Raw genomic sequence first — 25,995 nt, forward strand, 5'->3', positions numbered from 1 at the left:
GCAGACCGATCAACGGTCTGCTCCTTACTATCGAGTACGTATGACTGAACCCGTCCTACAACACCTTCTTTAGTTTTTTCACATAGTTTGCTCGGATGAACAAGAAATAGAGTACCTGTATAACGAAGAATGTACCGAGTACAAGTACGATTTCCTTCAAAATAGAGATTTGCGGGAACAAATTTTGCAGCGTGTTCAATGCCACAGCTCCATGAAGGACAGCTACGATGATCGGAACAAAGAACAACAGGCCAATTTGAGTGGATACAATTTTTGACAACTCCCCTTCTGTCAAGCCGAGCTTCGAAATGGCACGATACTGAATGATGTCGTGATCCAAATCCGAGAACAACCGGAAGTACAGGAAGCTGCCTGCCGCCACGAAAAATACGATGCCAACGAACAAGCCTGTCAGCAAAATCTGTCCCATGCCCTGATTCATTTCCGTCATCGCAAGTGCTCTCGAACTGAATCGGTAGTTGGCACCAGCCTGATCCGCATTCAATTGCTTTTCCAATTGCTCGGACAGTTTCTTCGTACTTTGCCAATTATCCATAATGTAAATATGGTTTGTCATATCTGTCTTAGAAGCAGGCAGCACCTTGAAATCTTCATCCGACATCACAAGCACATGATGTGCAGTCATGTATTGGCGAACATCCCTGCTCATCTGAGGCACATCTGCCAATTGAAGCTTGCTACCGTTGCTCAGGGTCAAGGTCTGCCCCTTCGACCAGTCCGTCTTTCCTCGGTTATACCCGAAGTCATCCATCTTGAATTGAAGCAATATCGCGCTTCCTGCATCTACAGCAATCTTATCCTCCGAGATTCGATTATAATCAGATACTGGTATCGCATTAAAAGAGTATCTATCTTTCAGCTTCGCATCCTTATTATGAATGACAAAAGAGTCGTAACTAATATTTTCCTTCTTCAGCCCTGCTTCAATGTAGGCAATATGTTTCTGCTCCTGCTTATCGCCAGTTGTCGATTCATAGGATAATGGCGGCATAGAGCCGGCTACACTTTCCGTCAACATCGCCTTGAACCCGACAAGCGTGCCGATCGCTGTAAACGCTACTGTTGAAATAATCGCGACCAAGAAGAACATTCGCGCATTGTCCTTCATCCGGTAGGCCAGATCGGACAGTGTCAGCATATTTGTACCGCGGCGATACAGCTTCTTGTTCTTCTTCAGCTTGTGAATGATGTATACACTGAGCTGTGTGAACAGGAAGTAGGTGCCAATCGATACGAGAATGACAACTGGCAGCAAGGCCAGCATAACAAGGGCGCCGCGTACGACAAAAGCTATCGCATAACCGATCAGCAGCAGCATGGCAGCCAAAATAGCCAGCCATACCGACGCCTTCGGCTCGGGTTTTGGCTTCGTCGAGGCTTTCAATAGGTCAATAAGTGAGCTTGTTCGCAAGATTGTCGCCGTAAAGAATGAGATTGCAAGGAACAACAGTATAAAAGCCACAAATGTAAACCAAATCGCCTTTGTTGGCAAGTAAAACGATAACGAATGCTCCAAATACAACATGGACGAACCGAGCATAAGCATCCCTTTGGACATAATCAATCCTGCTGCTATACCGGTTACAGTCGAGGCAAATCCAATGATCGTATTTTCTAGAAATACGAGACGCTTCAGCTGCATATTGGACATCCCCTGCATGATGCAGACACCAAATTCTTTCTTCCGCGTCTTCAAGAAGACGCTCATCGAATAGAGGATGAAGAAAAACGTAAAGACGTAAATAATATACTGGGCAACTTGCATCCCTGTTTGTGCGCCTTTTCCGAACCCCCCACTCTCTGCCAAATTCAATTCTGGATGGAAAGCCAGCATTGAATACACGAAAAAGATCATAACAGAGAAAGCACTGCTTATAAAATAACCGGCATACAGCCGCGCGTTGCGAATAACGTTTTTAAACGCGAACTGACGAAAGTTCATCTTCCGCGCCTCCTATTGCCGACAACACATTCATAATTTCCTGGAAGAACACTTGTCGTTGATCATGCTTGTGCAGCTCCTGGTACAGCGAGCCGTCCTTGATAAAGATCACGCGATCACAGTAGCTGGCAGCGAATGCATCATGTGTAACCATCATCATCGTCGTGCCGTCCTCCTTGTTGATCTTCTCCATCATTTCGAGCACGTCCTTAGCTGACTTCGAATCCAAATTCCCTGTCGGTTCATCCGCAAGCAGCAACTGCGGATGATGGATCATCGCACGAGCGATTGCCGTCCGCTGGCATTGTCCCCCAGAGATTTCGTACGTGCGCTTGTCCAAAATTTGCTTGATGCCCAGCTTCTCCGCTATCGCTTGCACACGCTGCTCCTGCTCCTTAATGCTCACATTTTCCAATGTTAACGGGAACACGATATTTTCCTTCACCGTCAAAGTTTGCAATAGGTTGAAATCCTGAAACACGAATCCGAGCTGACGGCGGCGGAACAATGCCAGCTTGCGCTTATTTAAGGCGTGAGCATTACTCCCACCGATCAATACTTCTCCAGATGTGGGCTTGTCGATTGTCGATACTACGTTCAAAAATGTCGTTTTCCCGCTCCCTGACGGCCCCATGATGCCAACAAATTCGCCTTCTCGAATGGTCAGGTTCAAATTAGATAAGGCTTTATAGGAAACTTTACCTTCATATACTTTAGAAACATTTTTAACCTCTAACACAGTCTCACACGCTCCTTGTCATTTCGATATCTTTACTGTACTGCGAATTAGTAAATGCAACCATTGTTGTTGCTTACATTTTCCTTTCATTTTTGTCATGTTCACCAGAGCTGCTGTGCTATTGAATCAAAAAAAGAGAGCAAGCCATAATACGGCCTGCCCCCAATAACGATCTACTGCGATATTCCTTCGTCATTACAATACTTTTTTCAGCTTTCTTACATAGTTTGCTCGGATGAATAAGAAGTACACGACCTGAATGATAAAGAACGTACCTAATACGAGTATGATTTCTTTCAAAATCGATACGTTCGGGAACAAGTTCTGCAACGTGTTCAGCGCAACCGCTCCATGGACGATAGCCACAATGATCGGAACAAAGAACAGAAGTCCGATTTGCGTCGTAACAACCTTGGACAGCTCCCCTTCTGTCAAGCCAAGCTTCGAAATTGCCCGGTACTGGATAAGATCGTTATCCAAATCCGAGAATAGGCGGAAGTACAGGAAGCTGCCTGCTGATACGAAGAACACGACTCCGACAAATAAGCCAGTCAGCAGTATTTGTCCCATCCCTTGATTGAGTTCTGACATCGATGTCGCTCTGGATTGGAAGCGGAAATCTTGCTGCTTTTCAGTTTGGAACTGCTTTTCCAGGTCTGCTGACAATGCCTTTGTCGCCTGCCAGTTTTCCATGTTAAAGATATAATGTGTTTCGTCGAACTTCGCAAGCGGGATTGCCTTAAAGTCCTCATCTGACAGTACCAGCACTTCGCCGCCCGATACATATTGTCTCACCTCGTCGGTCATCTCAAGTGAGTCAACAAGCTTCAACTTACCTGTCTGCTTCACTGTCAAGGACTGCCCCTTCGACCAATTTGAAGTGGAACTCATATTGCCAAAATCATTGCTTATCGTTGCCAGCATGAATCCTTCACCCTGACCGAGCTGAATGCGCTCTTTAGCGAATGAATTGTATTCCGTTGCACCAATCACCTTCATAATTGATCCGTCTTTGAATTCTGCTGTTTTACTATGAATGATGTAGGCATCATACTTGATGTTTTCTTTCTTGAGTGCTGATTCAATCATAGCTACATGTTTCTGCTCTTGCTTATTGCTCATTGTATTCGATTCATACGACATAGGCGGCATCAGGTCTGCCACACTATTTGTCAGCATTGCCTTGAAGCCAACGAGTGTACCAATAGCTGTAAAAGCTACCGTGGAAATAATCGCGACGAGGAAGAACATCCGTGCATTGTCCTTCATCCGATAGGCCAAGTCCGACAATGTCAGCATATTTGTGTTTCTGCGGTACAGCTTCTGCTTCTTTTTCAGCCTATGAATGATGAATACGCTTAGCTGCGTGAATAAGAAATAAGTGCCTACTGAGACTAGAACGACGACAGGCAGCATGGCGAATAAGACCTGTTCCCCACGGACTACGAACGCAGTTCCATAGCCGCCCAAGATGCATAGTGCTGCAAATATCGCGAGCCCCGCATTAGCCTTAGGCTCTGGCTTCGGCTTCGTCGAAGCTTTCAGCAGGTCAATCAAGGAACTTGTACGCAATATGGTAGCCGTAAATAATGAAATCGCAATAAACAATGCCATGAAAGCTGCGAACGTGAACCACAACGCCGTCGTTGGGAAATAGAATGACAATGGATCATCCAAATACAACAGCGATGAACCCAGCATGAGCATTCCCTTAGACATGACTAGTCCAGTCAATATACCTGCAACGGTTGAAGCAAATCCAATAATGATATTTTCTACAAATACGAGGCGCTTCAACTGCATATCAGACATCCCCTGCATGATGCAGACACCGAACTCTTTCTTTCGAGTCTTCAGGAAGACGCTCATTGAATACAGGATAAAGAAGAAGGAAAATACATAAATGATATACTGCGCGACTTCCATCCCTGCTTGCGCGCCCCTGCCATACTTGCCGCTGCCAGCCATATTCAATTCCGGGTGAAAAGCCAGCATCGAATAGACGAAGAAAATCATGACGGAGAACGCACAGCTTATGAAATAACCGGCATACAGCCGTTTGTTCCGAAAAACGTTCTTAAACGCGAACTGACGAAAGTTCATCTTCCGCTCCCCCCAATGCCGACAATACATTCATAATCTCTTGGAAGAATACTTGTCGTTGATCGTGTTTGTGCAGCTCTTGGTACAGCGTACCATCCTTGATGAAAATGACACGGTCGCAATAGCTCGCTGCAAACGCATCATGGGTTACCATCATCATTGTGGTGCCATCTTCCTTGTTGATTTTCTCCATCATTTCAAGCACGTCCTTGGCTGATTTGGAATCCAAATTACCAGTCGGCTCGTCCGCAAGCAGCAGCTTAGGTTGATGAATAATCGCTCTTGCGATCGCAGTGCGCTGACACTGACCGCCAGATATTTCGTAGGTGCGCTTGTCCAAAATATGACCAATACCTAGCTTATCTGCGATACCCTTAACACGCTGCTCTTGCTCCTTAATGCTCACATTCTCCAGCGTAAGGGGGAACACGATATTTTCCTTTACCGTTAATGTTTGCAGCAGGTTGAAATCCTGAAATACGAATCCGAGTTCCCGACGGCGGAACAAGGCAAGCTTGCGCTTATTAAGAGCATGCGCATTACTGCCGCCAATCAACACTTCTCCCGACGATGGCTTGTCAATCGTGGACACGACATTCAGGAATGTGGTCTTCCCGCTCCCAGAAGGCCCCATGATGCCGACGAATTCGCCATTTCCTATCGATAAATTCAAATTTGAAAGCGCCTTGTAGGACACTTTTCCTTCATATATTTTGGATACATTTCTGACTTCCAACATCGATTCGAATTACACTCCTTCGTAAACCTTTTCTGTACAACATACTTTACCTGTTACGATGAAATGTAACCATTGTTATGCCTTACAATTTCCTTTCATTTTTGTCATGTAGACCATTTTAATAAATCACATCTCCTAGTCAAATAAAAAAGGATCCTCGCATGACAGTATGCAAAGAATCCTTTTATATCGACAACTAGCTTACAGTCTACTTAATGATGATCCCCTTTTCTTCGTCCAAATGCAAAGCCCCCAAAGCCGCCTACAATTGCTATGTAAAATCCGAAATCATACCACCAGCCTGTATTATTCATTTCGTAAACACGAATTCCGTCTTTGAACAATCCAATAATAAGCGAGATCGGTGCGATCCATCCATGCCATATTCCCCAGAAGAAGCCTGCAGGTGACTGCTCTGAGTACGAGCCGTCTCCAGGCACGCATCCGCTTAGCATAACTGACATCATAACAAATACTGTACATAAGAGAAGAAATCGTTTGGAATGTTTCATTTGAATGACACACCTCCTCTTTTAGGATTACTCTCACTTGTAACATGGAAATCAAAATCTAGGTGTCGAAATTCTCTTGTCCACTTTTCAATACGACGCATTACATCATTATGGTATGAATATCGAGGTTAATACTTACTTTTCCTATCATCATTATATATGGCTTGATAGCGTACATTTTGACGAATATAGCCGCCCCGCGGCTCTTGCCGAATTCTAGAGCCTTCTCTAGGGAACCAAAATTTCATTGCCTTTTTAGCCTCGTTATGATATATTAGTTCTTCTCTTTCCATATTTTGAGGTTTCGATCAAGGAAGTGGAAAAGAGCATACAATCCTTTCTTAGGAGGTAACTGAAGGTGAGCGACACGTTTCAAAGTGCCTTTCAAGAAGAGCAACACCGTCTGAAAGACACGCTCGACATCATCGAGCAACAATACGAAAAGGTTCATCATGTAGTCCCTTATACAGGGCACGACTTCACACTGCAAGTATTAGAGGACAATCGCAAACAGCAGGAAGAACGCTTGGCTCAAGCTCGCAAAGAGCCTTATTTCGGTAGAATCGATTTCGAAGAAAATGGCAAGAACGAAGCGCTTAAGCTGTATATCGGCAAACGTGGAGTTCATCGCAGTGCAGAAGTCGAGAATGAAGCGTACCCGCTCGTGATTGACTGGAGAGCACCAATAGCGAGCTTATTCTATTCCTTCTCCGGCGGAACCGCTCCGGTATCTTATGATTCATTAGACGGCCCTATCGAGGGCATCGTACATCTCAAGCGCAACCTGGCAGTACGCAGCCAACAATTGCAAAGAGTCGTAGACACCTATAATCGTTCTGAAGGCGACAGTCATGTCACAGACGAATTTCTCGTCTACCGATTAGGAGAGAACAAGGACAATCGACTGCGCGATATCGTATCTACGATTCAAGCGGAGCAGGATCGAATCATTCGCGCTCCCAAGAATACTGCATTGTTCATACAAGGGGTCGCTGGTAGTGGTAAGACGACCGTAGCCCTGCACCGCCTTGCTTATTTGCTTTATCAATATCAGGAGCAGATTCGTGCTGAGAAGATGATGATTTTTGCGCCGAACCGCATGTTCCTGAACTATATATCCGATGTCCTGCCTGAACTGGGTGTCGGCAACATCCAGCAGCAGACGTTCCCTGACTGGGCCTTGGCCGTGATGGATATGCAGTTATCGGTTACGCTCGCATCACCAATGGAACAGGTTGAAACATGGTACGGCTCCTTGGATTCACGTCCTGTATTAAGTGACCAAGTGTCTGGCCGATTCAAAGGCTCTCTTGCCTTCCTCACTCATATTGAGCAACTGATGAAGGAGTCCGAACAGCATGCGGTTCCTACCATCGACTTTTCACCTTGGGACGGAAATGTCCTTCCATATGCAACCATATACAGCTGGTTCCATGAAGAATATCGCTCCTATGAACCGGCGAAGCGCAAAGAACGAGTAATGGCGCGCATTCAGCGCTGGATTCAGATGGAGCTAAAGCGAGAACATTCCAAGACGATACTGAAGGATAAGAAGAAGCTGTCTACGCAGCGTCTCAAGGCCTACATGAAAAAATGGCCTGCTTTGGATACGTGGCTCATGTATCGTTCCCTATTCGACCCAAAAGCTAAGGACAGTGAGACTGCTTCTAACAGCTTCGTTATTCCAGAACCTGTACGTAAAGAGACGTTCGCATATCTAAAGAAAAATACTGTACGTCATGAAGATCTGGCAGCGCTGCTTTATCTGCATATCCTTCTGCATGGAATTCCATCGGAATACCGGTACGACCATATCGTCATCGACGAGGCTCAAGACTTCTCGCCGTTACAGATTGCGGTACTGGATCGCTTCGCCAAGAACCACTCTTTCACTATACTAGGCGACCTCTCACAGGGGATTCACGCCTATGCCGGGATACATGATTGGTCAGAGATGAGGGAGCTGTTCGAAGCGGAAGCCACAGATTACTTCGCTTTAACACGCAGTTACCGCTCGACGATGGAAATCATTCGGTTCGCGAATGTCATCCTAGAACGCGGTGTCGGAACAGATATGCTGGCCGTTCCTGTATTCCGCAGCGGGCAGAAGGTGCGCATCGTCAGCAGTAAGGCCGACGAAAGAGCAAAGCAGTTGAAGCAAATGATCGCAGACTTCCAGAACAGCGGGCATAATACGATTGCGTTATTAACCCGAACAGCAGAAGAAGCAAGGGAGCTGCACGTCGTGCTACAAGCTGAAGCCGAAGGAGATCTGAAGCAACGAATCCACCTGATTGATGGAAATGAGCAGCAGTATGAGGGTGGAATATCCGTTCTTCCCGTTTACTTGTCCAAAGGCTTGGAATTCGATGCTGTTCTGGTCATTGACGTCGATGAGCAGCGCTACCCGAGCAGCTTGCTTGATGCGAAGCTGCTGTATGTTGGCTGCACACGCGCCCTGCACGAGTTGTGGATTCTTCATGAACCGACGGCTAAGCTATCGCCGCTCGTATGCACGGATGACGAAGATACGGTCGACTATATTCCTTAATGAAACGCAGCACATTCACCTATACAAAGGACATTCTTTAGCGAATTCTATTTCCTTGAAGAATGTCCTTTGTTCGCGCATTCATCCAGAACATTCGTTCCCCATTTGACAGCACTTGCACTTCACATCGAAGTAAAGAATTATAAATGCACTTGCTTATATTGGAGCACGCAAGTAGTTCCCTCATTAGGCCGGCTATAATACGATATCGTTCCGTTCATCGATTTTACTAAACTGATGACGACCATGAGCCCAAGACCCGTCCCCTTCTCCTTCGTCGTATAGAACGGCATCCCGATTCGCTTGATTTGGTAGTTGCTCATGCCGACCCCGGTGTCTTTAATATGAATGTGCACACCTTCATTATCCGACCAGGTGGTAACCTTCAGCACTCCTCCATCCGGCATGGACTCGACTGCATTTTTCATGATGTTGAGCAGCGACTGCTGAAATTTCTTCGATTCTCCCATAATGTACATCGGTTTTTGCGATAGATGCTGGACGACCATCTCGACCTTGGACAACAAGCATAGCGGAGATACCATTGGTACAACCGTATCTATTTCTTCCTGCACATGTAAGGGACGTACGGTTTCCACTGTCGGTTTCGCGTAATTCAAATAGTCAGTAATGATTGAATTGGCTTGTTCAATGCCGGAAGCTGCATAATTTCGATACGTTTGAATTTGCTCTGCTGTCAAATTTTTACGATTCATAAGCTGCAGAAAGCCTTGCGCAGTTGTAAGCGGATTGCGAATCTCATGTGAAATTGAAGCGGCAAGCTGCCCAATAACTTGATATTTTTCAGCACGAAACAGTTCTTCCCGCATTCGTTCTTGATTTTTAACATGATGATAAATACAGCTTACATACATGGATGACAGATAGGTTCCGATAATTGCGATCACCAGTTCTGACTGCTGAACAGCACTCCAATTATCGAAGAATATGAAATAGCCAACCAAATATACCGTCAGCAGGAGAAGCGACATCAGGAAAATTTTAAAGTATGTACTTTGCAGCACCTGCTTGTAGTGCAGAATAATTCCAGTTACGAGCAGCAGTGTAGAGCCGACGAATGTAGGCATGATGTACATTTGCAAAAAAAGCAATGTGCAAAAGTTAAATGCCAGCCATGTAAATAGTCCGGGCAATAGCCCTTCGAACAGAGCCGCCAGCGCAAGGGACACAGGGGTTAAATGAATACCGTACAACAATGGATCGATATCTTCATAAGCAATATAAAAATACGTTAATACAAATAAAATACAGATAAATAGCAATTTGCGACGGTAATGGGCGAACATGAACTTTGGGGTGATGATTAGGAATATTAGACTTGCACTCATAATGTACAGCAACCCTTTGAATTCATGCGCCAATATGGAATGGATCACACCTCACTATTCCTTTCCCTAACGATTCTGTGCCTTGTACACGATGTTTGTTAGTTAGCCAATGATTTTTCCGTTCCACGGCAGTCCTTTACGGAATCGGGAGCGGTCATTGGAGCGCCATGCCGATAGCAGTGGATAATCATACATATCCCATATTTTGCAAAGTGGGGCATCTATCGAAGAACGTTCAATGATGCAGTTCACTGCTCTTCTTGCTGCCTCATTCGCCCCTTCCATCGTAGCCAAGTCTGTATTGGTACGAACATAGTCCGAAGCAAGGAACAGATTAGGAATTGCGGTATACGCATTCGGCCGCAGGTTCCAGGTATGCACATGATTAACGAGAAGCGGCTCCATGTTGATCACTTCATGTGGATTCGGGAATTGAATATCTTCATCAAGATACCAATGCACAATCATATCATCTCTCAATACCGTTTGTCCTTGATTCAAGCTTCGCTTCAATTGCTCCCATACTTCTATCTTAATTTGTTCGCTTGTACAGTACATTGCGGGCTTCCCATATACAATCCCCGGAGTTTTCCAGTCCGACACATCGATCGAGATAATCCCTGCCACATCTCCATTGCCGAAGCCTTCCATCGGAAAATGCGGCCAAAATTGAGCTTGAGAAACAGAAGTCAGTGCCCATGGACTATCCATATAAATGACATGACCATGAATGATAGGGACATCCTCTTTTAAATAGAACTGTACGCCGTTCATCCATTCGACGTTTTTTGCAAGCTCAGGCAGTCTTCCCAGCAGCGGATCACCCTCGATAAGATCCTCTGTAATGAGTTCCGCCATCACCTCAACCGGCAGTGCTGCTATATAATAATCTGCAGTTACAATATGCGACCGTTCCTCTTCCTTGATAGTCACACCCTGGATTCGCCCATTCTTGCAATGAATATGCTCCACCTTCGCCTTACAATGATAATCGACTCCCCCTTGTCTCAAGTAAGTGAGCCACGGGTTGATCCATACATCATTGGTCGGCCCATTCAATAAGCGATCAGCGCTCCCTCCTGGCAGCACCATATCAAGCATTACTGTTGCGGCAACTGTACCAACCGTACAGGCATTCGCTTCCTTCGCCCGTGCCGCCACCAATATGCGAGTAAGACCTGTGAAGATGTTCCTGAATTCTGCAGATTGCTTCTCCGCCTGAAGGAAATCCCACCATGCTACGCGCTGATATTCCAGAAGCCGCCGTTCATCACAGCTTGTGAGCACCTGCCACAGACAGTTGACATAACGATCTACGTCCTTCTCGCTTAGGCCTAGCTTGTTATCGAATAATGATTTTAGCAGTGTGCGCCAACCGCGTATAGACTGCGGGAATTCGGTCAGAAAAGGCAGCATTGGACGAGTAAAGAAGGCAAGCCCCAAATTCGTTCCTTCAATGAGATTGTCAAATACCGTGGAACGCTCCGTGCTGTTTGGGTGCTGATAGGGAATGCGTTTCATGGTGTCGGTAACATGCTTGTAAAATTTCGGGAAGAACCGAAATCCATGTTCTCCTGGCAAATCAGGACGCCCATTCGTTCCCGTATTAGGCACCGGCATGCTGCGCGCCTTCCCTCCAGGAATCGTTCTCCATTCATACACAGAGGCACGAAATCCACGTTCCATTAATTCATGTGCTGCGCTCATGCCAGCGATACCGCCGCCGAGCACAACCACACTTGGGCGATCTTTCCCCACCATAAAAAATTGAGCACTCCTATTCCATTTGATGATTGGAAAAATAAACTATTTTCATATTACTATAAATCGACTGTTTGCAACACCTCTCTGCGCAGATCTACAAAAAAACAGAGCGTTTTCAATTCCAACTCAACTCTATTTCGAATAGCAACAATTGCAAGCAACAACAAAAATACCTGCCCTTTTTTTCGAAGAGCAGGGATATCGTCCGTTGTCCTTTACTAGAGAAAGAACGGTTCATTTTTCATAAATATGGGTAATGAAACACATGTCGAACGCAAGTACATACCGCTAAAGTATTTGCACAACCCAGGAGATCCACGCAGCAGCTGGATAGAACAGAAGCTGAGCTACAATTGTTCCTATTACTCTTGAAAACATCAGGAGTGCGAATATTTTTCCTAGTCGATTTCGTTCTTTTGCATCGCCCATTGCGCGATCGGTAAGCATTGCCATTTGCGGATCGACAAAGATCGTGAGTATGATCGTAGCTAGTCCATTAATAAGACCGGAAGATTGGGAAGCAGCCGTACTATATTCGGGATTGAGCGCTGATGCGTAAAGTGCAGCAAGAACACCTATCGTATAAATGCTGGTGACCAGGCAGTTCAATAACAGCAATCGCTTCGGGATACCCAGAATTCGCAGCGAGCGAAGCATTCTCCAGGTCGGTGTTCGAAGATGATGCTTTACATGTCGGAGCTGATCAAGAGATACCGAGGTAATTAATTTCGGAATAGAGCCTGAGACTTCTAAATGACGTATGACTCTCGTTGCAATCATAACAGCAGTTGGGAATAAGAGCATCGCGAGTAGTGTTCCTGCAGTGGAAGCGCCAATCACGATTCGAAATTGACCTTCCAAATCAAATTCCGGATTCTGCTTCGCATAGTCAATCATTTTCCCTGTCATAGGGCCTTGAAGCAAGTTCGAAGTACGAGATACGAGGACAATAATACCGGTTAAGGATAGAGCAACCGCAAGCCTGCCTGTACGCACGCCTGCGTATCGCACCGCATAGGACAGTGTCTCAAATAAATGGATAAGTAAAGTAAGCAAGGAGATGATGATGATTTTATCCAACGTGAACTCCCCCAGATTAAGATCAATGTGATTGGTACTAACTTCGAAGGAATGTTTTTTATTTTCTCATGCAGTTCCCGTACTTGTCCAGCTCCAAAAAAAGAGTTTTGATATGTTGCAACTTTTTTGTTACAAAATCGTTATATCTGTTAAAGGGGGTTTTCCGGTTCTCATGAATAATGTAACTCGCAAATGGAATTATAGCCTATCCATTCTAATAGGTTGTCTATTTATATCAACCATTCTCATCAGTTCAGGCATCGCATATGCAGGCGAGCTGGCCTCACATAAGCCTCACAAGCCGTCAATCCCGGCCGTACGTGTGGTAGATATGGATGGAAACGCCTTAACCCATGAAGGCCTTATCGAGAATGGAATGACTTACATCCCTGTTAAGGATTTAAGCGTACAATTGAATTTGAAGGTACGATGGGAGGCATTCAGCCACACCGTATATATTGAAGGCGATAAATCCGATATCACATGGAGCTCGCTCACGGACAAAATGAAGGTAAATGGCAAGGATACCGTCCTTACGACATATCCCAAAATTATAAACAACAAAACCTACATTCCTCTCCGTCTGCTGCAGAACGTATTCGACTATCACTTTGGTTGGGACAGCAAAACCAAAACTGTCACCCTGCTAAACAATTGGTAGCGTATCAGAAGGACGGACACAGAATAAAACTAATCGAGCTTGAATCATAAAAGAGCATTGCTGGTTAATACCTTTTGATAACCTGTACTGCTCTTTTTATGTTTTTTATATTTTAATTCAACACAGCTTTGTTGATAATAGAGAACAAGAGGACATCCTCATAGCGTCCTTTTGCCAATATATGCTTGCGCAGCATCCCCTCTTGCTCCATCCCGCATTTCTCCAACACACGTATAGAAGCATAATTATTTGGAAAACAGCGAGCCTCGATCCGGACAAGCTTCATCTTCGAAAATCCATAACGAATGACCTCATCCACAACTTCTGTCATGATGCCCTGACCCCAATATGTTTTTGATAGGGCGTAGCCGATTTCAGCGCGCGCATGGTTCTGATTCCAATATCCGAAGCCGCATGTGCCGATAAGCCGCTCAGACTGCTTGTCATATATGCCCCACGGTGCAATTTCTCCGTGATGATATCGTTGACTAATCAAGTTCAGAAAGCGCTGAGAATCTTCGATCGTTTGATGAGCGGGCCAGGTTGCAAACCGGGAAATCTCCTCATCGGATGCATACTTGAACATATCCTCAGCATCGTGAAATGTCATCTCCTTCATTCGTGTGCGAGGTGTGCTAAGAACCGGAACTGGAAAGAATAGTTCTGTCTTGCGCATAAGTATCTCCCTCCTATTGATGGATTCCATCTACACAAAATCATGCCATATTCACCCATAGTTGTCTAACAGCCAACAATTTGATATACCCTTATTATCGCAAATAAAAACAGCCCGCACGCTGCATTAGCGGACGAGCTGCTATTTCTTCTAACGCGCAAAATATAACCAATTCATTAATACAAAATTACAAGATAGAAATTAGCCACGAAGCTTGCCAATAAAGGAGCTGCCAAATTGTCTGCACTGTTCCTTCTCATCCGACTTCGGCGTCAACTCTACTTTTAAGCCATCCAGTATGACCTCACAACCACGTTCACGCAACTTATCAATCAGAATATCAACCGCAGCACCGTATTGAGCGTAGGAAGAGTCACATGAACCAAACACAGCCGCTTTCTTTCCTGTCAGATCAACATCATCCATTTCCTCGAAGAAATCAAGGAACTCATCGGGAAGCTCACCATCGCCCCACGTATACGCGCCAAGCAATATCCCATCGTAGTCCGCCATTTCAGATGCATAAGCATCCATGACTTCCTTCATCGTAAGAGACTCATCTGTGCTTTTCACACCTTCTGCAACAGCCTCTGCCATCTCCTCCGTATTTCCTGTCATACTCGCATAAACAAGCAATGTGCTCATGTATATAGCCCTCCAATAAAGTTTTATGTACATACTTGTGATATTGATAATCATTATCATTATAGTGGGTGCTGTCTCATTTCGCAAGCTACAATCTTCTGCCAAATAAAAAAAGGACAGGGTCTCTGATACGAGCTCCTCATCCTCAATTGCATCTAAAAACAAATATCTCCAACCTCACGATACGATAACGATTATTGCTTAATTGGTATCTCCCATATACACATTTTTTGCGCTTCCATCTTGCAGTTTCGGTATCAATTGCGCAGGATAGACCCGAATTTGATCTAACGCTGACAACGCAACCCATTCTACACCAACTTGATGCTCGTCTGGATTCGTTCCTTGCATGGATACTTCCGCTTCCAGCGGAGCAGCAATGTCAGCATGGAAATAAAATTCTACTTGATGAACATGCGCATCCCATTCTGCAAACTGATGATTTTTTCCTATGTATTCCCGTACAAAAGCAAGATCATACACACGGATATTGCACCCTATTTCTTCCACGCACTCCCGCTTCAATGCTTCACTCAGTTGCTCTCCATGCTCTTGACCACCTCCAGGGAACAAGTAGAAAAAGCCTTCATGATCCTTATTTTTCGTAAGTAGCACTTTTTCATCTTGAATAATGATCGCTTTTGCTGAATTTCGTATTGGCAACATGCTTCTCCCTCCTTGATACAAGCGTATTCCGATACTACATTGTACCTTAGTACACATTCTGTCAATGCGGTATATGTTACGAATTTGATAAATTTTTTATAAAATTGATACAAAAAAGGAAGACGAAATTCGAGTGCTATGATAGTATATGCTACAAACCAGGTGTCAATTATCTCCTCTGACCTGCATCTGTGTATGATTGGCGTATGGTGCAAATGATAATTTCCATTGAGAGGGGAACTGTACACGCATGAAACGTAGATCCATGATGCTTATGTTGACGCTTTTGCTGGCAATAAGCGCGTTTGTAAGCGCTTGCGGAAGCAGCAGCACTCCTGCCCCTGAGTCCAAGCCAAGCGAGACTCAGAATTCTGGAGACAGTGGGACAGGCGAGAAAAAAGAAGAAAACAAGGACGAGGCACTCGCTGCGGATCAGACCTTCCGCTTCAACCTGAAGAGCGAACCTCCTTCTCTTGATCCAGGAACGTCTCAGGACACGACTTCGTTCCAAATATTGAGCCACATTTATGAGGGGCTCACACGAATGGACGAACACGGAAAAGCCATTCCGGGCATTGCAGAAAAATGGGAGGAAGATGCAGCGAAGAAGAAGTATACCTTCCATCTCCGCAAAGACGCCAAATGGTCGAACGGCGACCCTGTTACTGCGAAAGATTTTGAAAAATCATGGAAACGCGTGCTTGATCCGACGATGCAGCCGGCTCCGCCATATGCTTATCAGCTGTATTACATCAAAGGCGCAGAAGATTACCACAAAAAGAAATCCACAGATCCGAATAGCGTAGCCGTTAAAGCACTTGACGAATACACGTTGGAAGTTGAATTGACAACACCAACTGCTTACTTCTTAAGCTTGCTTTCCTTCCAATCCTACTTCCCCGTCCACACAGACGATCGCAATTCAAAATGGGCTTCTGAAGCGAACACAATCATTTCCAATGGCCCATTCAAAATTTCTGACTGGAAGCACCAAAACTCAATCGAGCTTGTTAAAAACGAAAATTACTATGCAAAAGATGAAATCAAATTCACAAAAGTTCAAATGACGATGGTAGAAGATCCTGCTACAGAAGTGAGCATGTATGAAACAGGAGCACTCGAAATAGCTGGCCAGCCAACAGGTGAAATTCCTGTTGACCAAATTGCGATGCTGAAGGAATCGAAGCCAGATGAGCTTCATATTAAAGGCTATGCTTCCACGTACTATTACCTGTTCAACAATAAGCAAAAGCCATTCGACAATGTCAATATCCGCAAGGCACTTGCCATGGCTATCGATCGTAAGCAAATCGTTGACAAAGTCACGCTTGCTGGTCAAACGCCTGCATTCGGTATAGTTGCTAAAGGTATTGCTGGGTTAGACGCTGAATATCGCAATGAAACAGATGACAGTGCGTACTTCAAGGAAGATGCCGCAGAAGCAAAGACTCTGCTTGAAAAAGGCTTAAAAGAGTCCGGCCTGACCGAAATGCCTGAATTCACGCTCGCCCACAATACGAATGAAATGCATAAGAAAGTTGCTATAGCTATCGCGAATATGTGGAAAAACACGCTTGGTATCAAAGTAAAGGTTGAAAACCAGGAGTGGGGCGTATTCCTGAAAAACCGGACAGCATTGAACTATCAAGTAGCTCGCGCCGGCTGGACAACCGACTATAATGATCCTATGTCATTTATCGATCTGTATATGACAGGCAGCGGCAACAACGATATCGGATACAGCAATCCTGAATTCGATAAACTGGTGAAGGATGCGAAGGCTTCCACAGATCCAAAAGCTCGAATGGAATTGATGAAGCAGGCTGAGAAGAAGCTGATTGCAGAGGATATGGCCATCATGCCGATTTTCTATTATACAAGCGTTCAATTGCAGAAGCCGTATGTTAAGAATGTATTTATCGACTACCAAGGACAAATGAACTTCACTCGCGGCCATCTGGCAGAACACTAATGAATCTATCATGTCAATGAGCATGTAAATAGTCGGGGTGCATATGCGGACTTCGTTCATATGTATCCCGACTTTACCATTATCGGTTGAAATTATTCTTCAGGAGGCTGGTGGAATGTGATTCGCTATGTCCTTACCAAGCTAATGTATCTCATTATATCCCTATGGGTTCTGGCTACGCTCACCTTTTTGTTGATGAAGGCAGTACCAGGCGATCCTTTTATGTCGGAAAAAGCAGTCCCGCCAGAGATTCGGGCTCGGCTGCTCGAACAATATGGACTCGATAAACCCGTTTACGAGCAATATTTTGTGTATTTGAACAAGTTGGCGCATGGCGATCTTGGTATCTCTATGAAAATGCAGGATCGTGAGGTTATCCAGGCCATTCGCGATTCCTTCCCCTATTCACTTAAGCTTGGCATTTGCGCATTAATTGTGGCCGTCATCATTGGAATTGGACTTGGAATTGCTGCATCGATGCGGCACCGTAAATTAATTGACACCTTTTCTATGGTGCTTGCCGTTATTGGCGTGTCCGTTCCGAGCTTTGTTCTTGCCTCATTTATGCAATATGTGCTCGGCGTGAAGCTTAAGCTTCTGCCTGTCTTTGGTCTGAGTGGGCCGCTTACCTATATTATGCCAACCATTGCATTATCCGCTCTGCCTATTGCCTTCATCGCCAGATTGACCCGCTCCAGTATGCTGGAAGTTCTGCATTCCGATTATATTAAGACCGCCAAGTCCAAGGGACTGACTGCCGGAGTCATCGTACGCCGACATATTCTTCGTAACGGCATATTGCCAGTCGTCACTTATCTTGGGCCGCTCACTGCAGGTGTCGTGACCGGGTCATTTATCATCGAACACATTTTTGGAATCGGAGGACTTGGCAAAGTATTCGTAATCAGTATTACGAACCGTGATTATTCTCTTATTATGGGCATCACCATGTTCTATGGCGTTATATTGATGCTGGCTCGTTTCCTTACTGACTTGGCATACGGTTTTATTGATCCTCGCATTAAGCTTGTCAAAGGAAAGGAGAAAGCGGCATGATTACATACAATAAACAAAATCCATTGCAGCAGACCTCTATCAAGCCTGAGCAATTCAAAAAAGCGAACATCGACGAACATGCGGCGGAGGCGATTGAACGTGAAAGTATTTCCGCCTGGCGCGACTCATGGCTTCGATTACGCAGCAATTGGGCCGCGATGACAGGTCTCGTTATTCTTGTTCTTCTCATTGTTATGGCTGTCATTGGACCAATGTTAACTTCATATGACTACGAGACGAATTACTTAGACAAAACAAACTTGCCACCTTCCTCAGAGCATTGGTTCGGCACGGACGATCTCGGCCGCGACATGTTCGCCCGTACATGGATGGGAGCACGAATTTCGCTCATCGTCGGTTTTTCGGCTGCCTGCATCAACCTCATTATTGGCGTTATTTATGGCGGTATTATGGGGTATGTTGGCGGCAAACTTGATGACTTCATGAACAAAGCATCCGAAATTATATTTACACTTCCTGATCTTCTTGTAGCGATTCTGCTTGTTGTTGTTTTTGAGCCAAGTCTTGGCGTTATTATTCTTGCATTATGCTTCACCGGATGGATCAATATGGCCTGGATTGTACGCGGGCAAATGATGCAGCTCAAAAATCAAGAGTTCGTCCTTGCCTCCCGTTCCCTTGGGGCATCTGGAGCTCGGATCTTGTTCCGTCATTTGATTCCCAATTCACTCGGCCCAATCATCGTAACACTCACGCTAGCAATTCCTGTCTCTATCTTTGGCGAAGCAGTTCTTAGCTTCCTTGGGCTTGGCGTACAATCCCCTGCTGCTTCGTGGGGAACGATGATTAGCGATGCATTGAAGGCGATGACCGTATATCCTTGGCGTATTGCATTTCCTGCATTCTTCATCAGCTTAACGATGCTTGCATTCAACATGTTCGGCGACGGACTGCGTGATGCACTCGATCCGAAAATGAAAAAGTAGACGAGGAGGATGACGAATATGAAGCCATTATTGGAAATCAACGACCTTCACGTCTCTTTCCACGTTCGCGGCGGCGAGGTGAAGGCAGTACGCGGCGTCAATTTTCATGTAAATCAAGGCGAGGCTGTGGCCATCGTAGGCGAATCTGGATGCGGCAAGAGTGTAACGGCACAGTCGATATTGCGTCTGCTGCCAAGCCCACCTAGCAAGGTCAAGCAGGGCGAAATTCGTTTCAAAGGCAATAATCTGCTAAAGCTGAAAGAACGAGAGATGCAATCAATTCGCGGCAAAGACATCGGCATGATTTTCCAGGATCCGATGACTTCACTCAATCCAACGATGACGATTGGCCGGCAAATTACGGAGGTATTAACGAAGCATCAGAAAATGAGCTCTGCACAGGCAAAGACGCGTGCTATCGAGATGCTGTCCATGGTTGGAATTCCGAATCCCGCTTCCCGTTTCCAGCAGTATCCGCATGAGTTCTCGGGCGGAATGCGCCAGCGCGCCATGATTGCAATCGCACTTGCTTGTAACCCATCCCTGCTTATCGCCGACGAACCGACAACGGCGCTTGACGTGACAATACAGGCACAAATTTTGCGCGTCATGAAGCAACTGCAGCAGGAAATGGGGACATCGATTATTTTAATCACTCATGATCTGGGTATCGTAGCTGATTTATGCGACCGTGTCATTGTTATGTATGCAGGAAAAATCGTTGAGACCGGGACGAAATGGGATATTTTCAAAAATCCACAGCATCCATATACAAAAGGATTGCTGCGTTCGTTGCCTCGACTTGATCAGAAGAAGGATGAGCCTCTTATCCCGATCTATGGAACTCCGCCAGATTTGATTAAGCCGCCTGCCGGATGCGGGTTTTGCGCACGCTGCAATGATGTAATGGAGATCTGCATGAGCTCTGATCCAGAGAAAACGAATGTAAGTGATTCGCATCAGGCGAACTGCTGGCTTCTGCATCCACTGGCACAGGAGGTGGCAAGATGAGCAGAGAAACATTATTAGAGGTACAAGGACTGAAGAAGTACTTTCATTTGGGCCGCGGCAATGTTCTGAAAGCAGTGAACGATGTAAGCTTCACCCTTCATAAGGGTGAAACACTCGGTATGGTTGGGGAGTCTGGCTGTGGGAAGTCTACAGTTGGACGAACTGTTTTACGTCTTTACGAACCGACAGGCGGTCGTACAATCTACAATGGGATCAATATTTATAGTCTGAAGCGCAAGCAGATGGCGGCCATGCGCCGTGAGATGCAGATGATCTTCCAAGATCCGTACGCTTCACTTAATCCGCGCCTCACAATCTCTGATATTATCGGAGAGGCAATTGAAATTCATAAGCTTGCATCTAGCCGTGCCGAGAAGAAGAAGCGAATCGAGGAGCTTCTTGACCTTGTCGGCTTGAATCCTGATCATGCTACACGTTATCCGCATGAATTTTCTGGAGGGCAGCGTCAGCGCATCGGTATTGCCCGTGCACTTGCCGTTGATCCCAAGCTCATTATTTGTGATGAACCGATTTCAGCGCTGGATGTATCCATTCAGGCCCAAGTCGTCAACCTGCTGAAGGATCTGCAGACTAGATTCGGGCTCACCTATTTATTCATTGCCCATGATTTATCCATGGTCAAGCATATTAGCGATCGTGTTGCCGTCATGTATTTGGGCAAAATGGTTGAGCTGACGGACAGCAACACGCTCTACTCAGAGCCGCTTCATCCTTACACACAAGCGCTCATGTCAGCCATTCCTGTGCCCGATCCTGATATCGAAGCTCAGAAGGAACGGATTGTATTAAGCGGTGAACTGCCAAGCCCGATTAACCCGCCGAGCGGGTGCCATTTCCGTACTAGATGCCCTGCAGCAACAGAACGATGTGCCGCTGCAGTCCCTGAATTCCGCGAAGCGAAGCCAGGACATTTTGTGGCCTGCCATCTGGTATAAGCGCTGATCCTATACCCCGCAACAATATAAAAAAGGCAAAGTAGAGAATTCGGATGGGTGTCCCCCTTCTTTCTCCGCTTTGCCTCTTTTTCTTTTTACACCTGAAACTTAATCGAATTTCACTAATAAGGAATGGTGACATACAGTCTGCAAGTCGCGATAAATTTGATTAATAGTTGCATCCTCCATTACTGCATGAATGCCCAAGTATGGGAAGATTGCATTTGCAGAAGATAAGGCAGCTTGTCCAGCCTCCTTACAGCGCTGCGACACATCCTGTATATCTGATTCTGATAGCTGTTGGCCACCAATGTGCCGGCTCCACGATTGCTCAATGGCCTGATAGAATACATTTGCAGCTTCCGTCAGAATATCGTTCTGAGCGCTAATTTTATCCATAACAGACACATATCGATTCACAGTAGCATTCATCCAAACGTTGCGGTTTCGTTCCGCAATATCTCGCGCCTCATCGAGGAAGTGCTTGGCAACACCGATGCTTACGGCAGCAAAAGACGCTTCTGCAAACGGCAAGAACGGATAGTCATATATCGGATCATCATAGAGCCCATTTGGCTCCATGATGCTAAAGGTTCGTTCATCAGGAACAAATAGATCGTGCACTACAATCGAATGACTTTCCGTAGCCTTCAATCCAAATGCATTCCAATCTTTCACGATCTCGACTTGATCCGGCCGAAATACGAACGACCGAATAACCGGCTCTGCTGCCGTATCCTTTATAGCGCTCGCAGCATTACGCTCTTCCACCACGCAGTTGGCTGTAAATACGGTCGCATAGGTCGAGCCGCTGCAGAACTTCCAGCGCCCATTCACCCGATATCCTCCATTCACCTTCTCAGCCGTACCGCTTGGATGCCCCGAACCAGCTACAACTGCATCCTTCCTCATATAAGCTTCCTTCGCTACCTCTGGCTTCATAAATGGGGCAAAGAAGCCTCCGCCAGAACCAATCGTGACCAGCCAGCCGAAGCTGCCATTAATCCATGACGTATGCTCGAACCATTGCAACGCTTCTGGAAGCGATGTCATATTCCCCTGTAATTCAGAGGGAATGAACAGTTTGAACAATCCCCGGTCGTATATCCATTGCAACAGTTGTTCCGGCAATTTGCCTTCTCGCTCAATGGCCATCGCCTGTTTCCGAATGCTTCGAATTTCCTCATCCGTAAATCGATTCATATGCAGCACGCTCCCACTCTTCTCAACGTAAGGATATATCTATATATCCATTATAGTACACGTTTACAAGAGCAAACGAAGTCGTATCATATCCACACAGGGAATTCCGTTCTCTTCGATTGGTTCATCATAATGGATGACGAAGAAATCGGTATCAATTCCGCAAATTCGAAAGCCGCATTTTTGATATAGGCCTAGCTGGGACAGGCTGGAGTTCCCTGTACCGACCTCCATCACTCGATAACCCAGCTCGCGTGCACTTTGAATGGCATGCAAAACGAGCTGCTTGCCATAGCCGCGTCCATGCCATGCTTCATATACAGCCACATTGACAAGCTCAAGTGTATGTGGGCGCGTCGGCAGAAGCAGCACAGCTCCGATAACCTCTCCATCAATTGTAAGGGTATATCCAATGCTGCGATCTAGGTATTGATTAACGGCAGCCTCCTCGGGATCTGCCAGTAGTAGCAGTTCTAACGGAATATCTTGCGTTTTCGATGCTGTAATGTGAACTTTCAACACATTTGTCCTCCTCATTACCATACACTCTCACCTATCAAACTTTATGAGCCAACACAACTCACTCATTTACTTTCAAATGACAAGCTTACACCATCTGACCATACTCTTCGGCATATGCGCCATGTTGTAAATAATGCTTGTATAAATGAAAAAACACCCGAATTCCACCGTAGAAGTTAGGGTCATGCTCACTCTTGCGAATTAAATATACCGTTTCCTCAATAGAAGGAACTAGCCCTTCCTGGCACATTCGCTCATACTCCACAAAATCGACTTCAAACAGTCCTTGTTTTTCGCATGCCTCTGTACCGTAGGCATACAATGCTGTCGATCCTTCCAATTGTCTCAATTGATAGTGAATGGTTGATATCAAAGCCTATCACCTGCTTTTGATTAGAAATAAGATAAGAAAGATCTCGGCTTAAGTGCCTAGAAATAAAGGATTAGTATTAAGAACTCAATAAGTAACGACTGATTATGAAATCGATAACTGCGCCCATTCCATAGCGATTTCTGTGTGAGGTTCGCCACCTATCTCAATATCATCCTCACCAACGATTACGGCTCCCGTACGGCGATAAAATTGAAGGGCGCTATTCCCCTTCAGGACCCACGCCAGCATGCTTATATATCCGCATAACTTCATATATCGCATAACATGAGATATGAGCATTTTCCCGATTCCTTGACCTTGTACCGACGACAATAAATAAAGCGCATATAATTCCGAGCGATTCGGGAACTGCTCGCTTCGGCTAGGCCCTCCCATGGCAAATCCAACAATTTCACCAGACTTTTGTTGGACAACAAAGATACATTTATCTGCTGTCAATTGTAAAATCGCATGCTCCCACATCGTCTGTCTCGCTTGTACAGATAAGCCTGATAGATAGGTATCGGATACAATCCCTTGGTAGGTTGTGCGCCAGCTGTCAACATGAACACGCGCAATACCAGGTGCATCACCTGCAATCGCCTTCCGAATGTGCAATCGAATCCCCTCCATATTAAACAACTGCCTAGGATCACTACGGCTCAAGCAGAATAAAATATTCAAAATCAGGCGCCTGCCTGCCAAGTACAAGTCCTGTCGCACTCAAGAAACGCGGTGCAACACGCTTCGATTTGCTGGAACAGCATACAGCGGATGTGCAAATGTAAACGGCATGTCGCTATCTTCGATCCTTAGCAACCGACTTTTTCATCGCATAAAGATCCTCTTCAATGCCAGCCATGCGCTGTTCAATCATTGTGCGAGCATCCTCTATTGCCTGATTGTACAAGTAAGGTTCGAACATTTGCAGCAAATAATCAACAAGCTCCTCTGCCTCAAACATTCCAAGAGATTCTCCCCGCTCATTTTCGAAATATTGCTTCAAATCCTCAATCCATTTTTCCTTCTGCTCTCTAGGCAGCTTTCTTACATTCATGTTGTCCCTCCTGCCAAGCATGTCATGCTTGTTTACCATACTACCTATATATTGCCTATAAGTTCAACAGGCAATGAGTTGAAATAGTCCATCTTCTCATCAATAAAATCGTCGCCTGAATCGATGCTGCCGACAATTTGTAAATCGTGGAGGCATAGGGCCATCAGCCACAATTGACGCGCTGCAACAAATAGGGGAACCGCTCGAATATCGTCTGCGCTTAACGGACGTATGGACTGATACCCTTCTAGGAATGCATTCCACAGTAAGGACAATTTTCTGAATCGCGGTTCAAGCGCACTTCTCGTGCCAAGCGGAATTCAGCTATATCATAGGCCCTTTAGCCGTATCCACATAGGTCAAAGTCATAGTGCGTATATGTAACGCGCTGAACTGTCCCTATGCTATAATTTTCTGCTATCCATGTCCTGAGTGCTTGCTCACATAAAGTTGAATAAACGACTGGAAACAATACAAGCCCCACCCTTTCCTTTATCGCACATGGAAATTCTTGTATTCACGTCCCTACTCTCTAACTTTCTACTTGTGCAACGTGAACGTGAGTTGAGCAACGTAAAACTGAGATTGTGAGCGATTACATCAATTAAAGAAAGGGAATCTCCACCATCTAACGTGGTACATTGTTTAGACGCTTTAACTGTGGAAAAAGTTTCAACTTGTGAAATATAAGGGCTGGAGCACTCCCTGAAATAAAACAAAGAAGACTGATTCTCAGTCTTCTTATCATTTCTCTAGCAATTGCAGCATCATTATATAATCATCTTTGCTGCGCCCTATCAACGAGTGCTCTTTCACCTCATGAAAGAGTCTTGATGCCTCGTTCACTGCAATACGATATTGATCATGGGATATCCGTCCCCATTCTAATGCCTCTTCTAATTCATCCTCGTCCAGCAAAAAAACATGTCCCGTCGGCAGCAGAACAACGTCCAAGTATAAATCGACAAAATACGGTATGCCGCGTTCATCCAGTGCAAACGGCTCACAAATATCTACATACCACTGGACAACCTGTCCCCGTTCATTAAATACCGTAGTTATCGAATAATGCTCATCCAAAGGGAAATATTGCATCCAACAATATCCTACATCAACTAGCTTTAATCTCTTTCCATCCATAGTTACGACAAGCGGCTGCCTTACCGAATTGATTTTAATAAGGGAGATGTATCCTGTAAAATCTGAAGAATCGACTTGAGTAAGCGCGAACTGCTTGGACAAGATCCGTTTCCAATCGTAGCGATCTGCGTGTTTTCTCTTCATGTGGCAACCTTTCTCAGCTCAATTGTCTTCCCCATGTTGTATGCTGATATTTCTCTAGGCTTCTAATATGTTCAAAAAGGAAGACACAGCATCAATTTATCTATGCTACGATTATACCTTACGAATGAGCATACAGCATCGTTATCTTGTCTCAATCCAACATTTT

25 protein-coding genes are annotated in these 25,995 nt (G+C 45.3%); 7 read left to right on the forward strand and 18 right to left on the reverse strand.

Features of this window, described 5'->3' with window-relative positions:
- Positions 1-55 precede the first annotated feature (55 nt).
- The 5 genes from ACQ5BJ_RS06355 to ACQ5BJ_RS06375 all read right to left on the reverse strand — a co-directional run bounded on the left by ACQ5BJ_RS06355 (position 56) and on the right by ACQ5BJ_RS06375 (position 6,056).
- Positions 56-1,963, reverse strand: coding sequence for an ABC transporter permease (locus tag ACQ5BJ_RS06355; RefSeq protein WP_268619947.1), 1,908 nt, complete (start codon positions 1,961-1,963; stop codon positions 56-58).
- Positions 1,938-2,702: an ABC transporter ATP-binding protein gene (locus tag ACQ5BJ_RS06360; protein ID WP_005546554.1), complete on the reverse strand. Its 765-nt coding sequence runs from the start codon at positions 2,700-2,702 to the stop codon at positions 1,938-1,940. Before ACQ5BJ_RS06360 ends, ACQ5BJ_RS06355 begins: the two co-directional genes overlap by 26 nt.
- 195 nt (positions 2,703-2,897) lie before the next feature.
- The gene (locus ACQ5BJ_RS06365) at positions 2,898-4,805 is read right to left on the reverse strand and encodes an FtsX-like permease family protein (RefSeq protein ID WP_430109120.1); all 1,908 of its coding nucleotides are present in this window, start codon (positions 4,803-4,805) and stop codon (positions 2,898-2,900) included.
- Positions 4,780-5,544, reverse strand: coding sequence for an ABC transporter ATP-binding protein (locus ACQ5BJ_RS06370; protein ID WP_005546552.1), 765 nt, complete (start codon positions 5,542-5,544; stop codon positions 4,780-4,782). The genes ACQ5BJ_RS06365 and ACQ5BJ_RS06370 overlap by 26 nt, the downstream gene beginning before the upstream one ends.
- A gap of 212 nt (positions 5,545-5,756) precedes the next feature.
- Entirely contained in the window at positions 5,757-6,056 is a 300-nt protein-coding gene (locus ACQ5BJ_RS06375; protein WP_005546551.1) for a hypothetical protein, read from the reverse strand.
- 358 nt (positions 6,057-6,414) lie between these two features.
- On the opposite strand from ACQ5BJ_RS06375, the gene ACQ5BJ_RS06380 reads away from it, so the two are divergent.
- Positions 6,415-8,607: a HelD family protein gene (locus tag ACQ5BJ_RS06380; RefSeq protein WP_005546550.1), complete on the forward strand. Its 2,193-nt coding sequence runs from the start codon at positions 6,415-6,417 to the stop codon at positions 8,605-8,607.
- A gap of 140 nt (positions 8,608-8,747) precedes the next feature.
- Here ACQ5BJ_RS06380 and ACQ5BJ_RS06385 read toward each other — a convergent pair whose 3' ends face one another.
- The 3 genes from ACQ5BJ_RS06385 to ACQ5BJ_RS06395 form a co-directional block, all read right to left on the reverse strand.
- A complete protein-coding gene (locus tag ACQ5BJ_RS06385) occupies positions 8,748-10,004 on the reverse strand; it encodes an ATP-binding protein (protein ID WP_171414490.1) in 1,257 nt (418 codons plus the stop codon).
- 54 nt (positions 10,005-10,058) lie between these two features.
- A complete protein-coding gene (locus ACQ5BJ_RS06390; protein WP_430109125.1) occupies positions 10,059-11,717 on the reverse strand; it encodes a hydroxysqualene dehydroxylase in 1,659 nt (552 codons plus the stop codon).
- A gap of 291 nt (positions 11,718-12,008) precedes the next feature.
- Complete coding sequence (locus tag ACQ5BJ_RS06395; RefSeq protein WP_005546548.1) at positions 12,009-12,800, reverse strand: lipid II flippase Amj family protein; 792 nt, start codon at positions 12,798-12,800, stop codon at positions 12,009-12,011.
- A gap of 172 nt (positions 12,801-12,972) precedes the next feature.
- On the opposite strand from ACQ5BJ_RS06395, the gene ACQ5BJ_RS06400 reads away from it, so the two are divergent.
- Positions 12,973-13,461, forward strand: a complete 489-nt coding sequence (locus ACQ5BJ_RS06400; protein ID WP_163977040.1) for a copper amine oxidase N-terminal domain-containing protein — start codon at positions 12,973-12,975, stop codon at positions 13,459-13,461.
- Between the two features lie 112 nt (positions 13,462-13,573).
- Here ACQ5BJ_RS06400 and ACQ5BJ_RS06405 read toward each other — a convergent pair whose 3' ends face one another.
- The 3 genes from ACQ5BJ_RS06405 to ACQ5BJ_RS06415 form a co-directional block, all read right to left on the reverse strand.
- Positions 13,574-14,137 carry a GNAT family N-acetyltransferase gene (locus tag ACQ5BJ_RS06405; protein ID WP_005546546.1) on the reverse strand — a complete coding sequence of 188 codons (564 nt, stop codon included), beginning with the start codon at positions 14,135-14,137 and terminating at the stop codon, positions 13,574-13,576.
- Positions 14,138-14,338: 201 nt separating this feature from the next.
- Complete coding sequence (locus ACQ5BJ_RS06410) at positions 14,339-14,782, reverse strand: flavodoxin (RefSeq protein ID WP_005546545.1); 444 nt, start codon at positions 14,780-14,782, stop codon at positions 14,339-14,341.
- A gap of 201 nt (positions 14,783-14,983) precedes the next feature.
- Positions 14,984-15,448 carry an NUDIX domain-containing protein gene (locus ACQ5BJ_RS06415; RefSeq protein WP_005546543.1) on the reverse strand — a complete coding sequence of 155 codons (465 nt, stop codon included), beginning with the start codon at positions 15,446-15,448 and terminating at the stop codon, positions 14,984-14,986.
- A 250-nt stretch (positions 15,449-15,698) separates the two neighbouring features.
- Between ACQ5BJ_RS06415 and ACQ5BJ_RS06420 the strand changes: the two genes are divergently transcribed.
- The 5 genes from ACQ5BJ_RS06420 (at position 15,699) to ACQ5BJ_RS06440 (ending at position 21,390) form a co-directional block, all read left to right on the forward strand.
- The gene (locus tag ACQ5BJ_RS06420; RefSeq protein WP_430109129.1) at positions 15,699-17,420 is read left to right on the forward strand and encodes a peptide ABC transporter substrate-binding protein; all 1,722 of its coding nucleotides are present in this window, start codon (positions 15,699-15,701) and stop codon (positions 17,418-17,420) included.
- Positions 17,421-17,537: 117 nt separating this feature from the next.
- A complete protein-coding gene (locus ACQ5BJ_RS06425) occupies positions 17,538-18,476 on the forward strand; it encodes an ABC transporter permease (protein ID WP_005546538.1) in 939 nt (312 codons plus the stop codon).
- Positions 18,473-19,423 carry an ABC transporter permease gene (locus tag ACQ5BJ_RS06430; protein WP_262866588.1) on the forward strand — a complete coding sequence of 317 codons (951 nt, stop codon included), beginning with the start codon at positions 18,473-18,475 and terminating at the stop codon, positions 19,421-19,423. Before ACQ5BJ_RS06425 ends, ACQ5BJ_RS06430 begins: the two co-directional genes overlap by 4 nt.
- Before the next feature lie 18 nt (positions 19,424-19,441).
- Positions 19,442-20,434 (forward strand): ABC transporter ATP-binding protein, encoded by a 993-nt coding sequence (locus ACQ5BJ_RS06435; protein WP_005546534.1) that lies wholly within the window; start codon positions 19,442-19,444, stop codon positions 20,432-20,434.
- Positions 20,431-21,390 carry an ABC transporter ATP-binding protein gene (locus ACQ5BJ_RS06440; protein WP_367668597.1) on the forward strand — a complete coding sequence of 320 codons (960 nt, stop codon included), beginning with the start codon at positions 20,431-20,433 and terminating at the stop codon, positions 21,388-21,390. Before ACQ5BJ_RS06435 ends, ACQ5BJ_RS06440 begins: the two co-directional genes overlap by 4 nt.
- Before the next feature lie 108 nt (positions 21,391-21,498).
- On the opposite strand, the gene ACQ5BJ_RS06445 is transcribed toward ACQ5BJ_RS06440, so the two are convergent.
- The 7 genes from ACQ5BJ_RS06445 to ACQ5BJ_RS06475 all read right to left on the reverse strand — a co-directional run bounded on the left by ACQ5BJ_RS06445 (position 21,499) and on the right by ACQ5BJ_RS06475 (position 25,829).
- Positions 21,499-22,593, reverse strand: a complete 1,095-nt coding sequence (locus ACQ5BJ_RS06445; RefSeq protein WP_367668598.1) for an acyl-CoA dehydrogenase — start codon at positions 22,591-22,593, stop codon at positions 21,499-21,501.
- 63 nt (positions 22,594-22,656) lie between these two features.
- Complete coding sequence (locus ACQ5BJ_RS06450) at positions 22,657-23,130, reverse strand: GNAT family N-acetyltransferase (RefSeq protein WP_051135124.1); 474 nt, start codon at positions 23,128-23,130, stop codon at positions 22,657-22,659.
- Between the two features lie 70 nt (positions 23,131-23,200).
- Positions 23,201-23,488, reverse strand: coding sequence for a hypothetical protein (locus tag ACQ5BJ_RS06455; protein WP_005546529.1), 288 nt, complete (start codon positions 23,486-23,488; stop codon positions 23,201-23,203).
- 102 nt (positions 23,489-23,590) lie between these two features.
- Positions 23,591-24,106 (reverse strand): N-acetyltransferase family protein, encoded by a 516-nt coding sequence (locus ACQ5BJ_RS06460; protein ID WP_430109134.1) that lies wholly within the window; start codon positions 24,104-24,106, stop codon positions 23,591-23,593.
- Positions 24,107-24,287: 181 nt separating this feature from the next.
- Positions 24,288-24,545 (reverse strand): DUF2164 domain-containing protein, encoded by a 258-nt coding sequence (locus tag ACQ5BJ_RS06465; protein WP_005546527.1) that lies wholly within the window; start codon positions 24,543-24,545, stop codon positions 24,288-24,290.
- Between the two features lie 44 nt (positions 24,546-24,589).
- On the reverse strand, positions 24,590-24,820 hold the full coding sequence (locus ACQ5BJ_RS06470) for a hypothetical protein (protein WP_157266793.1): 231 nt from the start codon (positions 24,818-24,820) through the stop codon (positions 24,590-24,592).
- A 469-nt stretch (positions 24,821-25,289) separates the two neighbouring features.
- The gene (locus ACQ5BJ_RS06475) at positions 25,290-25,829 is read right to left on the reverse strand and encodes a DUF402 domain-containing protein (protein ID WP_005546525.1); all 540 of its coding nucleotides are present in this window, start codon (positions 25,827-25,829) and stop codon (positions 25,290-25,292) included.
- Between the last annotated feature and the right edge of the window lie 166 nt (positions 25,830-25,995).

Origin of the sequence: Paenibacillus sp. B1-35 (genome assembly GCF_050474385.1) — a bacterium.
GTDB classification, from domain to species: domain Bacteria; phylum Bacillota; class Bacilli; order Paenibacillales; family Paenibacillaceae; genus Paenibacillus_B; species Paenibacillus_B alvei.